Source organism: Streptomyces sp. SAS_270 (assembly GCF_052543295.1).
The window spans coordinates 1-10,820 of the sequence record NZ_JBMNDS010000147.1 but is presented as its reverse complement, the minus strand read 5'-3'; the positions used below and the strand labels follow the sequence as shown (position 1 = coordinate 10,820).

Here is a 10,820-nt window from a genome sequence, read left to right as displayed (position 1 = left end):
GGCCCGTGCCGAACGCAGTCGGCACGGCCCCACTGCGCACCCCGGCTTCACCGGCCCGGGCAGCTTGTCTGCACCGCGTCGCGCACGGCCCCGCCGTCGCCACGCAGGCGTGCTCGTCGTCGCCGCACTCAGGCCGGGTAAGGGACAGCCTCGCGTGCCGACTTGAGCGCACCGGCCCACCAGGCCAGCTGGTCGAGCAGCGACTTGGCGTACCCGGGGGCGTCGGGGTCGAGCGGACGGCCGTCCTGCCACGCCGTGAAGTAGTTGGGAAAGGCGAGACCGTCGCGGATCGTCACCGCATGCAGTTCGGTCAGCACGTTCTCCAGGTGCAGGACAGCGTGGCGGCCGCCCGCCGCGCCCCCGTAGCTGACGAAGGCGACAGGCTTGGCAGTCCACTGGGTGAAGTGCCAGTCGATGGCCGCTTTCAAGGAGGCGGGGTAGCTGTGGTTGTACTCGGGTGTGATCATGACGAACGCGTCCGCGCTCTCCAGTGCGGCGGTCAGGTGCTGCATCCCGGCCGGGCGGGGGTAGTCGTCGCCGGCGTACTTCGGCGATGCGGCGGGCAGGGACAGCGGGATCTCGGCGTCGGCCAGATCGACGACATCGACGTCGAAACCGCCGTGCGAGTCGGCCTGTTCAGCCAACCAGGACGTCACCACCGGACCGAACCGCCCTTCGCGGACGCTCGCCACGATGACCACCAGCTTGTGTGTGTTGTTCTCCATGCCCAACACCATCGGGTCCGCCCTCGGCCACAGCCAGGCCGAGCTCAGGCTGGCCCCCGTAGGGCCACCCTGAGCTCCCCGCGACCGGCCCGGCCCGCCCTATCCTCAAGACATGGGTACGCCGTTGGGGGACTTCATCCGGAGCAAGCGCGACAGTGTCCAGCCGGAGACACTGGGCCTACCGGATCGAGGCCGCCGCCGCTCACCGGGGCTACGCCGTACGGATCTCGCGGCGCGCGCCGGCATCAGTGTCGAATACTTGGCCCGCATCGAGCAGGGCCGTGACCGCAATCCGTCGGTAGCGGTGGTGAACGCTCTCGCCGACGCCCTCAGCCTCTCCCCCACCGAGCGCGCCCACCTGCGCTACCTGACGAAGATCACAGGCGGAGAATGCACCGCGCACACCCGACCTGCACCCCCGTCCCGGCATGTGCGAGATGCCGTTCAGCGGACACTCCGCCTCCTCGAACCAGGCATTGCCGTGCTGACCAACCGGCTCGGTGACATCCTCGCCCACACCTCCGCATACCAGTCGGTGACGAATGGCAGCGGCCTGCTCGACACCGAAACCCCGAACCTCACCCGCTACGTCTTCACCGACCCCCGCGCCCGCACCTTCTTCGCCGACTGGGACGACGTCGCCGACGAGCAGGCATTCGACCTGTGGCTCGCCCCTTCCGTCGAGAACTCCGAGTGGTTCACCACACAACTCGCACCCCTTGCCGGCCCCGACCTGACCCGGCGCCTGAACCGGCACGTCGTTCCGCAACGCAGAGTCCTCCGGCTCAGCCATCCAACCGGATGCGAGCTCCGACTGCTGCGGGAAACCCTCGAACTCTCCGCCGAAGCACAGCAGTTGACAGTCTTCCTTCCCTCGGACAGCAAGACCGCCGAGGCCGTCGAGCAACTCCGCCGCAGACATCGGCGCAGCACGCTGCGGGCGATCTCCTGACGTGTGAGAGGGCTTCAAACGCCGGCCCAACGGCTCGGATTTCTGACCCTCGGGTGGTTGGGGCCTGCGTCGGTCGGCTGGCTGCGGTCAGGCTTCCGGACTCCTTGCCATCGGCCGGTCGCTGCTGCCGTGTGCCAGCGAGGCGAGGATCTCCTTGCGGCAGACATCGAGGATTTCGTCCGCCAGCGCCTTGCTGCGGGGCAGGGTTGCCGGCCCGGTCGTCATAAATCCAGTAGGGGCGATCGAGTTCCATGACGTCGGCTGGGCGGGCCGAATCGTCAACAGTGGCGGGGTTTTCGGACCAGTCCCGGAGGGTCCACGAGGGCGAGGTCGTCGCCGCGGGCCACGGTCTGCAGCAGCTGGGCGCACACGGTCGCTTCGGCGGCGAGGCCGGCCGGGCTGCCCAGGACGGGGAAGGCGTCGCGAACGCGAGCGGCGACGCCCTCCTGGAGCAGCGAGTAGGCGTAGCCGGCGGCGTCGGACCCCCCACGGCGGTGTGCAGTGAGGGCTTGGAGGCGCCGGAGCAAAGCGTTCACGGAACAGCCATGGTGACTGTTTGGCGAACGCATCCTGAGCCCAACTTCGTTCACACATCAGTCATTTGCGGCCACGTGATGCCCATGAGGGAGTCCTGCGGTTTGTCGATCGGAGCAGCGCCTACTTGAACTGATTCCCCCGCCCGGTGAGCGGGGTGGTCGCCTCGTCCGGGCGGTCCACACCGCTGCTGGAGAGCCCAGGTGGTGACACGGGCTGGATGCGGCGTGGCTTCTGTCGATCGGCCTGGGTGATGCCGGCGTCTGCCGCCTGGGAGGCGATCTGCGTGGCGGTGATGCCGACGGTCCCGGCCAACCTGATCGTCACCACCGCCCTCCTCTCCATCCGCGACGACTTCGGCGGCGGCCTCGTTCGAAAGCGAGCATCTCTTCCGCCCACCTGACCTTTCCCGCTCTCGTGCGCTGCCGGACGGTCTCGACGGCTGCGGTTCGCCGGTCGGCCATACGTGCAAAACGACCGGCCAATGGTTCCCCTTGCGCGTCGAGTCTTGCTGCCGTTTCCGGCCTATTGTATTATGACCGTACGATAAATGGTGGGGCCCGACTGATGGCTCGTCACAGCTCCGAGTGACAAGTCGGCGACACCCGCACCCCCACCAGGCGCAACAACTCCGTGGTCGCCGGACACGATCACGACCACGCAAACCCAAACCCAAGCCCAAGCCCAAGCCGCCTACGAAACACGAAACGGAACCCACACCATGAGCCAGCCCAGCACGATCCGCCTGGAGCGGACGACCCCGCAGACCGCGAGGATCACGTTCTCGAATCCTCCCGTGAACCTGGTGATTCCCGAGTCGATCCTGGCGCTGCACAAGATCGTCTCGGAGCTGGAGAACGACCCGGACATCCAGGTCGTCGTCTTCGCCAGCGAACTTCCCGACTTCTTCATCAACCACTTCGACGCCGCCGCGGCCGCCGACCTCCCCCTGCCCGAACACGAGGACGACAACCCGGTCTGGACCGACATGGTCCTGCGGCTGAGCAAGGCTCCGTTCGTCAGCATCGCGGCCATCCGCGGCCGTACCCGCGGCGCCGGCAACGAGCTGGCGCTCGCCTGCGACCTGCGCTACGCCAGCCGCGAGAAGGCGTTCTTCGGCCAGCCCGAGGTCGGCCTCGGCCTCGTCCCCGGCGGAGGCGGCGCCGAGCGGCTCCCGCGCTCCATCGGCCGCGACCGCGCACTGGAGGCGATCCTGACCAGCGCCGACTACGACGCCGACCTGGCCGAGCGCTGGGGATGGGCCACCCGGACCCTGCCCGACGCGGAGCTCGACGCCTTCGTCGACGCGACGGCGGCCCGTCTCGCCTCCTTCGACCGGCAGGCACTGGCGACCGCCAAGTCCCAGGTCAACCGGGCGACACTGCCGCCGGACGCCCATCTGGTCGCCGCCTTCGGCGAGTTCGCGGGCACCCTGACGCAGCCGGGATTCGGCGCGCGTGCGGTCGGGCTCGGCTCGCTGGTCGCCGAAAAGGGCCTCGACGTCGAGTACCAGCTGGGCGAGTACATCGGCCGGGTCAACGAGGCCCTCTGATCGTCCCCGGCCGCGCCCTCGACCGACCGCAGCGCCCCACAGGACGCCCGTAGGCGCCGCGACGCCCTGGGCCGGTTCCATCCCCGGCGGCCCACCAGGGTCCCTGCGGCGGTCGGGCACGTTTCCACGGCAGCCCGGCCGCCGGCTCCCGGCCGGAGGGCCCCGCCCCGCCCTCCGGGGTCCGAACACGGAGAACGCGACGGACAATGCCCCACCGCGCACGGTCGTTCGGCATCGAGCGCCTCTTCAGGCTGATGAAACAGACCCCCTTCCAATACCACGAGCAGTTCGTGCCGCATGTTCTGGAGCTTCCTCGATGAGCTCTCAAACCGGAGGTATCAGAAAGATGAGTCTGAACAAGATGGTTCTTGGTTCCGCGGGCCTCGGGATCGGCGTGATCGGGTTGATCTATCTCTTGACTCCCGACCTCTTGCTCGACGTCTACGGGGTCGACATCCAGTCGTCATCGGAGGCGAACATTTTCAGGAGCGGTTCCGGGTCACTGTTCGTAGCCATGGCGATCTTGTTCTGCCTGGGAGCCTCCAACATGCGTTACACCAGGACTTCGCTCATCACGCTGTTCACCGTCATGAGCGGCCTAGCTGTGGGGCGCGTGGTCAGCATCGTGGCGGACGGGTGGCCTCATGCGCTGCTGACCGCGGTTCTTGTCGTCGAGGCTTCCTACGCCGGCGCTGCGGCCTATGTGTTGCGGGTGGAGGACTCCTCCCCACAGCTGAGGGAGACCGCTTGAAGGCATCGCTGGAGTACATGTACTGCCGCGCGATGCCGGCCGCACCATCTGATCGCTCGTTCTCGCAGCACAGAGGTGTGGACCCGCGCTGAAACGGGAGGACAAGCTCAGGCTTCAGGGCTCAGCGCCGCCGACTGGTCACCGCTGCCGTGCGCCAGTGAGGCGAGAATTTCCTTGCGGCAGACATCGAGGATTTCGTCCGCCAGCGGAGAATCGTCGGGGCATGCCCGCGACAGCATGATCGCTCCGACCGAATGGGCGAGCATGCCGATCACCATGGCGCGGGCCGCGCGCTGGTCCTGGTCCGCATCCCCCGGTGTGTCGATCGGGGCCTGAAGGGCGGTCAGCAGGTTCTCGATCCCGGCTGCGAACTCTGTCTTGACGTCCTCCGGCTGGCGTGCTGCGTCGCCACTGAGGGCCGCGATGGTGCAGCCGTCGCTGCGCCCGTCGCGATGTTCCCGGGAGACGTAGCTCTCGACGAACTCGGCGGGGTCCAGACCTTCTGTCCGTGCGGCGATCTGCGAGAGCCCGCTCGCGGACGCTTCGGCCATCAGGTCCGCCTTGGAGCGGAAGTGCTTGTAGAACCCGCCATGGGTGAACCCGGCGGCTGCCATCAGTTCCGCCACGCCGACACCGTCATAGCCGCGCTCGCGGAACAGCCTGGAGGCTGTCGCGACGATGTGCGCACGGTTCTGCTCCGCCTGTGCCTTGGTCACTCGCATGTTCAGCCGCCTCTTCCACGCTCGACGGCCAAGCATACATAGATGTCGATCGACATCAAAGAGGTTGACTTTTTAGATTACGACCGTCATCGTATTTTTCATCCCCACCAGAAAGGCTCGGCCATGAGTGACACACATGTGACCGCCCCGACTCAGTACATCGAGGTCGACGGCGACCGGTTCGCCTACCGACGCTGGGGCAAGCCCTCCGGCGTCCCGATTTTCCTCGTCCAGCACTTCCGTGGAGGAATGGACAACTGGGACCCCCTGCTCACCGACGGCCTGGCCGAAGGCCGTGAGGTCATCCTGTTCAACGGGCGCGGCATCGCCTCCTCATCCGGCACACCGCGCAACCGGGTCGAGGACATGGCCGACGACATCGCCGCGGTCATCCGGGCGCTGGGGCTGGAGCAGGTCGACCTGCTCGGCTTCTCCCTCGGCGGTTACCAGGCACAGGAGGTCACGCTGCGTCACCCGCAGCTGGTGCGCAAGCTCCTCCTGCTCGGCACCGGCCTGCGCGGCGGGGACCCGACGATGGACCCCAAGGTGCCCGAGGTGGCACTGAATCCGGTCCCCGGCCTGGAGGACTTCCTCTTCCTGTTCTTCGGCCGCTCGCAAGCCGCGGTCGAAGCGGGCCGGGCCTTCTGGGAGCGACGCCACCAGCGGGCCGACCAGGACCCGCCGAGCTCGCCCGCAGTCGGGCAGGCGCAGTTCGAAGCGTCCATGGCCTACGCAGAACCTCTGCCGGGCGAGAATCCCTACGCCTTCCTGAACGCGCTCACTCAGCCGACGCTGGTCCTCAACGGCGAGAACGACGTGATGATCGCCTCGATCAACTCCTGGCACCTCGCCCAGAACATTCCCAACGCCCAGCTGCTGATCTACCCCGACGCCGGGCACGGAGCACAGTTCCAGTACCCCGAGCGGTTCCTGAAGCACGCCCTTCAGTTCCTCGACGAGTAAAGCAGCTGCGCGCAAGGCGAACGGCACGTCCTGGGCGTGCCCCCCCCACGCCCGAAGAACCACCTGACGAGAAGAGACAGACATGAAGATCGAAGGTTCGGTAGCTCTGGTGACCGGCGCCAACCGCGGCATCGGCAAGGCATTCGCAGACGAGCTCCTCAATCGCGGCGCAACCAAGGTGTACGCGGCTGTCCGCGATGTCGCCACCATCACGGACCCGCGGCTCACGCCCGTCGCGCTGGACGTCACGGACCCGGCAGCTGTCGCCGCGGCCGCTGCCGAGTTCGCCGATGTCGCGATCGTCGTGAACAACGCCGGGGTCGCCAGCAGCAACCTCCCCCTCTCCGCGTCGCTCGACGTGGCGCGCAGTGAGCTTGAGGTGAACTACTTCGGGCTCATCTCCATGACGCGGGCGTTCGCCCCGGTCGTGGCGGCCAACGGCGGCGGTGCTTTCGTCAACATGCTCTCGGTCGCCTCATGGGCGGCCTACCCGGTAGCCGCGACGTACGGGGCGTCGAAGGCAGCCGCGTGGAGCTACACCAACGCCGCCAGGCAGCAGCTCAAGACACAGGGGACCGAAGTCGTCGCCGTCCACGTAGGGCCGGTGGACACGGACATGCAGGCCGGCTTCGACGTCCCGAAGACCCCGCCGGCCGACGTGGCCCGCAGTGCCCTGGACGCGCTGGAGGCAGGCCGGCCCGAGGCCGTCGTCGACGAGATGAGCCGCAACGTGAAGTCCACGCTGCACGACGACCAGGCCCTGCTGTACCCGGCCATCGAGGCGCAGTTTGCCGGGCAGCTGGGCGACTGACCCACGGGAGTGCCGCGCGAGGTCGAGTCCGCGGTTCGGGCCCCGCAACGGTCACCGCGGTGTGGTCGAGGCGGGTGTCCGGCACCGCCGCGGGCAGCGGGCCACGAAGTCGGACTTCTGCGCGCGGCCGACCTCCAGCATCGCCGCGTACGACTGCTCAGGAACTCCGGAAGCGCCCCCCCGCACGCCCCGGAACCCTTGCTGCGCTGGCCACCACCCACCAAAGCATCATGTTCGTAATGTAATCCGCCGATGCTCATGGCGGATGCCGACAACCCGAGGAATCACGCATGCTCGACAGTCTGTGGACCCCGACCGTCGCCGGGAAGATCTCCCTGCCGCACCGTCTGGCGATGTCCCCCCTGACCCGCAGCCGGGCCACTCCGGAAGGCGTGCCGACCGAGCTGAACGCCGAGTACTACGCCCAGCGCGCCTCGCACGCCCTCATCATCACTGAGGGCACCCAGCCCTCCGCGGACGGCCAGGGCTATGTGGTGACCCCGGGCATCTACACCGACGAGCACATCGCCGGCTGGCGCAAGGTCACCGACGCCGTCCACAAGGCCGACGGACGCATCGTCATCCAGCTCATGCACGCCGGACGGATCTCCCACCCCGACAACACCCCCCACCACCGCCAGCCCGTGGCCCCCTCAGCGATCAAGCCGGCGGGCCAGATGTTCACCGCCTCCGGAATGCAGGAGATGCCCCAGCCGCGCGCACTGACCACCGACGAGGTCGCCGCGACGGTCGACGACTTCCGGCGCGCCGCCGCGGCCGCCATCGCCGCAGGCGCCGACGGCGTCGAGATCCACGGCGCCAACGGCTACCTCATCCACCAGTTCCTCTTCCCCACCACCAACCAGCGCACCGACCAGTACGGCGGCTCCCTCGACAACCGCATCCGCTTCGCGGTGGAGGTCGCCACCGCCGTGGCCGACGAGATCGGAGCCGACCGCACCGGCATCCGGCTCTCCCCCGGCAACCCCTTCCAGCTCGGCGACCTCGCCGAGGACGACACCCACGAGCTCTACCCGCACCTCGTACGCGCCCTCGCCCCCCTCGATCTCGCCTACCTGCACCTGGCCCACGGCGGCGACGAGGAACTCCTGGGCACGCTGCGCGAGTTGTGGCCGAACACGCTGCTCCTCAACCGCGCCGGCACCGACATCGCCACCCGCGCCAAGGACATCGACAACGGCATCGCCGACGTCATCACCGTGGGCTCGATGGCACTCGCCAACCCCGACCTGGTCGAGCGCATACGCGCCGGCGCACCCCTGAACACCCCCGACCCCACCACCTTCTACGGCGGCGGCGCGGCCGGCTACACCGACTACCCCACCCACACCGCCTGACCAGAACGCCGAAGCGCCCGAGGTGATCACCATCCTCGGGCGCTACGGCGTACGCACGGCGCAGCCACGCAGCGCTGAGCATGCGCTCGCGACGCGAGCGGTGTGCCGGCGATGACGACGAGGTCCCGCCCGCGGCTCGGAATCCGGACTCGCCGCACCGGACGTGGACTCGGCCCCCGTCCCATGGCTTGGCCTTGTCCAACCTGGTCGAGGCGTGGTGAAGGACGAGAACGGTCTTCACTAGGGGGTGGCACGCGCCAGGGATGGGCTCCTCGACTCGTCCGTTCGTTCAGGAAGCCCGGATCGCCCAGTCGATCTCCGCGCCGGTGCGGGCCACGACGACGGGCCACTCGTCCCTGAGGGCGGCAGGCAGAAGGTCGCGGTCCTCGTCCCGCTGAATCACGGTTGGTCCGCCCGGGACGACGAGCACGGCGTCCAGCCGGCGCAGCAGGACGGCGAGGAGGTCCATGATTCCGCCGCCGCCGAAGCGGTTGAAGGTGATGTTGCCCGGGCTGGAGAAGAACACACCCGCCTCCTCCCCCTCCGCAGTACGCACCTGCAGAAAGTTCATCCGGGGGGTCCCGTGCCACCACATAGGGGCCGAGGACCTCGTGCGCAGCACTCATGTCCAGCGGCGCCGGCTCACCGTTCTCGAACCGGCACACGAAGATGTCAACACTCATGGAGTCTTTTCTCGCCTCAGGTCGAGGCGTGGTGAAGGACGACGACGGCCTTCAGGATGTCAGTGATCCCGTTGGTGCTGCAGCGGAGTTTCCACAGAAGGCGCCAGCCCTTCAGGGTGGCCATGGCCTGTTCGCCCTAGGCAGCGGATCTTGGCGTGGCTACTGATGTGTCGCCGCTTCCAGCCCTTGAGCCGAGGCCCCTGAACGGCACCCGGACCGGGCGGCCGGCGCCCTGGTGAGCCCTGTCCGCCCAGCGCTTCACGTCGGCCTCGGCGAGTGCGTCGATGACGCCGTGGCACCGGGCGGTGGTCAGGTCATGTGCCGATCCGGGCAGTGCCGGTGAGGCCCACAGCAGTCGGCCGAGCGGATCGGTGAGGCCCTGGACGTTCATTCCGTGGCGTTTGTGTTTTCCGGAGTAGTACGGGATGTCGGCGGCGATCCGGTCGTCGGCAGCAGGGTGCCGTCCACAATCACGAAGGCTTGCGCCCGTATGGTCTTCATCGCCTCGGCCAGGGTCGGCGCGGCGGCGGCCAGGACGTCGATCACCTCACGCACATATCGGTACACGGTCGCGACGCCGATGCCGAACCCGGCGGCGAGCCGCGCGTAGCTGTCCCCGCACCGCAGGTGAGGGGCAGGCAAGCACGCGAAGCTCCTGGCGGACACAGGTCATCTTGGTCGAGAACCCACCTACCAAGACCTTCGGCCTTCCGCGCAGCCGGAAACCTCCAACACCTCACTGCCGCCGTCAGATTGGAAAAGGCTCACGAAGACGAAACACCCGCATGACTGCATACGAACTCGCCGACAAGGTCGTATTTCGGCATCGTGGATCTCCGGCCGGACACGCCGGAGATCGCAGCCGGCATCTCGTCGCCCGACGCCGTCGGCCTTACGGCGGACGTCTGCGACCGCAGCGCGCTCAACGGCGCAAGGCCGCCAGGCGGGCCTACGGCTTGCCGTCCGATGGGGGTGGATCGGCGGCAAATCACCTGTCGGCCATAATATTACATGCGTCAGGCCACACATTAGGATGGGATACCAGGCAATGGCCCGGCGGAGTTGATGGAGGAACCCTGTGGCGCGCTACACCAAAGAGCACAAGCAGGTGACGCGGCAGCGGATCATCGAGCGGGCCGGCCACCGTTTCAAGAAGGACGGCATCGACGGCTCCGGCATCTCCACACTGATGTCCGACGCCGGGCTCACCAACGGAGCCTTCTACGCCCACTTCGAGTCCAAGGACGACCTCGTCGCCAACGTCATCGCCGAGCAGCTGGGCGCCCAGGTGAAGCAGTACGGCGCGCTGCGGCCCGGCCGCGAGGGACTCGAAGACCTCATCCGCGCGTATCTGTCACCCGAGCACCGGGACAACCCCGGCGACGGTTGCCCGAGCGCCGCCCTGCTCGACGAGATCGGCCGCTGCGGTGACGGGGCCAAGAGCGCCTACACCGACGGTGCCAGGGCCATCCTGGACGAGCTCGCCGCCCGCCTGGCACCCGGGGATCCGCAGTCCGCCCGCGGTAAGGCCATCGGGCTCTACACCATGGCGGTGGGAACGCTGCAGCTGTCCCGCGCGCTCTCCGACCGAAAGTTCTCCGACGAGGTCCTTGAGCAGGGAATCGAGAACGCCCTCGCCTTCGCGCGATGACGGTCAGCACCGGCTGGTGACCTAGGGGGTGTTTTGAAAGTCCCGCACAGCACCCACGGCGCCCGGCACGCACCCTCGCCGCACCGGCCGAAGCCCCAAGTACGTCCAGTACGAGGGC

13 protein-coding genes and 1 pseudogene are annotated in these 10,820 nt (G+C 68.1%); 7 read left to right on the top strand and 7 right to left on the bottom strand.

Annotated features, from left to right (window positions below; all coding sequences use genetic code 11):
* Window positions 1-128 precede the first annotated feature (128 nt).
* Window positions 129-725, bottom strand: a complete 597-nt coding sequence (locus ACN6LB_RS44965; RefSeq protein WP_445030982.1) for an NADPH-dependent FMN reductase — start codon at window positions 723-725, stop codon at window positions 129-131.
* A 112-nt stretch (window positions 726-837) separates the two neighbouring features.
* Between ACN6LB_RS44965 and ACN6LB_RS44960 the strand changes: the two genes are divergently transcribed.
* Window positions 838-1,677, top strand: a complete 840-nt coding sequence (locus ACN6LB_RS44960; RefSeq protein WP_445030981.1) for a helix-turn-helix domain-containing protein — start codon at window positions 838-840, stop codon at window positions 1,675-1,677.
* Between the two features lie 87 nt (window positions 1,678-1,764).
* Here ACN6LB_RS44960 and ACN6LB_RS44955 read toward each other — a convergent pair whose 3' ends face one another.
* The 3 genes from ACN6LB_RS44955 to ACN6LB_RS44945 form a co-directional block, all read right to left on the bottom strand.
* The gene (locus tag ACN6LB_RS44955; RefSeq protein ID WP_445030980.1) at window positions 1,765-1,902 is read right to left on the bottom strand and encodes a hypothetical protein; all 138 of its coding nucleotides are present in this window, start codon (window positions 1,900-1,902) and stop codon (window positions 1,765-1,767) included.
* A gap of 53 nt (window positions 1,903-1,955) precedes the next feature.
* The gene (locus ACN6LB_RS44950) at window positions 1,956-2,213 is read right to left on the bottom strand and encodes a hypothetical protein (RefSeq protein ID WP_445030979.1); all 258 of its coding nucleotides are present in this window, start codon (window positions 2,211-2,213) and stop codon (window positions 1,956-1,958) included.
* 121 nt (window positions 2,214-2,334) lie between these two features.
* Entirely contained in the window at window positions 2,335-2,538 is a 204-nt protein-coding gene (locus tag ACN6LB_RS44945) for a hypothetical protein (RefSeq protein WP_445030978.1), read from the bottom strand.
* Between the two features lie 394 nt (window positions 2,539-2,932).
* Here ACN6LB_RS44945 and ACN6LB_RS44940 point away from each other — a divergent pair, with 394 nt between their 5' ends.
* Both ACN6LB_RS44940 and ACN6LB_RS44935 read left to right on the top strand, forming a co-directional pair.
* On the top strand, window positions 2,933-3,763 hold the full coding sequence (locus ACN6LB_RS44940; protein ID WP_445030977.1) for an enoyl-CoA hydratase/isomerase family protein: 831 nt from the start codon (window positions 2,933-2,935) through the stop codon (window positions 3,761-3,763).
* 346 nt (window positions 3,764-4,109) lie between these two features.
* On the top strand, window positions 4,110-4,514 hold the full coding sequence (locus ACN6LB_RS44935; protein WP_445030976.1) for a DUF4345 domain-containing protein: 405 nt from the start codon (window positions 4,110-4,112) through the stop codon (window positions 4,512-4,514).
* Between the two features lie 107 nt (window positions 4,515-4,621).
* Here the strand turns inward: ACN6LB_RS44935 and ACN6LB_RS44930 are convergent, their stop codons facing one another.
* A complete protein-coding gene (locus tag ACN6LB_RS44930) occupies window positions 4,622-5,236 on the bottom strand; it encodes a TetR/AcrR family transcriptional regulator (protein ID WP_445030975.1) in 615 nt (204 codons plus the stop codon).
* Window positions 5,237-5,359: 123 nt separating this feature from the next.
* Here ACN6LB_RS44930 and ACN6LB_RS44925 point away from each other — a divergent pair, with 123 nt between their 5' ends.
* The 3 genes from ACN6LB_RS44925 to ACN6LB_RS44915 all read left to right on the top strand — a co-directional run bounded on the left by ACN6LB_RS44925 (window position 5,360) and on the right by ACN6LB_RS44915 (window position 8,368).
* Window positions 5,360-6,199 (top strand): alpha/beta fold hydrolase, encoded by an 840-nt coding sequence (locus ACN6LB_RS44925; RefSeq protein WP_445030974.1) that lies wholly within the window; start codon window positions 5,360-5,362, stop codon window positions 6,197-6,199.
* Window positions 6,200-6,281: 82 nt separating this feature from the next.
* The gene (locus ACN6LB_RS44920) at window positions 6,282-7,010 is read left to right on the top strand and encodes an SDR family oxidoreductase (protein WP_445030973.1); all 729 of its coding nucleotides are present in this window, start codon (window positions 6,282-6,284) and stop codon (window positions 7,008-7,010) included.
* Window positions 7,011-7,300: 290 nt separating this feature from the next.
* Window positions 7,301-8,368 (top strand): alkene reductase, encoded by a 1,068-nt coding sequence (locus ACN6LB_RS44915; RefSeq protein WP_445030972.1) that lies wholly within the window; start codon window positions 7,301-7,303, stop codon window positions 8,366-8,368.
* 289 nt (window positions 8,369-8,657) lie between these two features.
* On the opposite strand, the gene ACN6LB_RS44910 is transcribed toward ACN6LB_RS44915, so the two are convergent.
* Window positions 8,658-8,939 carry a hypothetical protein gene (locus ACN6LB_RS44910; RefSeq protein ID WP_445030971.1) on the bottom strand — a complete coding sequence of 94 codons (282 nt, stop codon included), beginning with the start codon at window positions 8,937-8,939 and terminating at the stop codon, window positions 8,658-8,660.
* A gap of 128 nt (window positions 8,940-9,067) precedes the next feature.
* A pseudogene (locus ACN6LB_RS44905) lies at window positions 9,068-9,717 on the bottom strand (transposase family protein); the annotation flags it as partial.
* A gap of 412 nt (window positions 9,718-10,129) precedes the next feature.
* On the opposite strand from ACN6LB_RS44905, the gene ACN6LB_RS44900 reads away from it, so the two are divergent.
* Window positions 10,130-10,702, top strand: a complete 573-nt coding sequence (locus ACN6LB_RS44900; RefSeq protein WP_445030970.1) for a TetR/AcrR family transcriptional regulator — start codon at window positions 10,130-10,132, stop codon at window positions 10,700-10,702.
* The last annotated feature ends 118 nt before the right edge of the window (window positions 10,703-10,820 follow it).

Excerpts from the sequence above, each read along its gene's own strand:
- ACN6LB_RS44965 (WP_445030982.1), bottom strand. The coding sequence starts at position 725 with ATGGAGAACAACACACACAAGCTGGTGGTCATCGTGGCGAGCGTCCGC.
- ACN6LB_RS44960 (WP_445030981.1), top strand. The coding sequence starts at position 838 with ATGGGTACGCCGTTGGGGGACTTCATCCGGAGCAAGCGCGACAGTGTC.
- ACN6LB_RS44955 (WP_445030980.1), bottom strand. The coding sequence starts at position 1,902 with ATGACGACCGGGCCGGCAACCCTGCCCCGCAGCAAGGCGCTGGCGGAC.
- ACN6LB_RS44940 (WP_445030977.1), top strand. The coding sequence starts at position 2,933 with ATGAGCCAGCCCAGCACGATCCGCCTGGAGCGGACGACCCCGCAGACC.
- ACN6LB_RS44935 (WP_445030976.1), top strand. The coding sequence starts at position 4,110 with ATGAGTCTGAACAAGATGGTTCTTGGTTCCGCGGGCCTCGGGATCGGC.
- ACN6LB_RS44930 (WP_445030975.1), bottom strand. The coding sequence starts at position 5,236 with ATGCGAGTGACCAAGGCACAGGCGGAGCAGAACCGTGCGCACATCGTC.
- ACN6LB_RS44925 (WP_445030974.1), top strand. The coding sequence starts at position 5,360 with ATGAGTGACACACATGTGACCGCCCCGACTCAGTACATCGAGGTCGAC.
- ACN6LB_RS44920 (WP_445030973.1), top strand. The coding sequence starts at position 6,282 with ATGAAGATCGAAGGTTCGGTAGCTCTGGTGACCGGCGCCAACCGCGGC.
- ACN6LB_RS44915 (WP_445030972.1), top strand. The coding sequence starts at position 7,301 with ATGCTCGACAGTCTGTGGACCCCGACCGTCGCCGGGAAGATCTCCCTG.
- ACN6LB_RS44910 (WP_445030971.1), bottom strand. The coding sequence starts at position 8,939 with ATGAACTTTCTGCAGGTGCGTACTGCGGAGGGGGAGGAGGCGGGTGTG.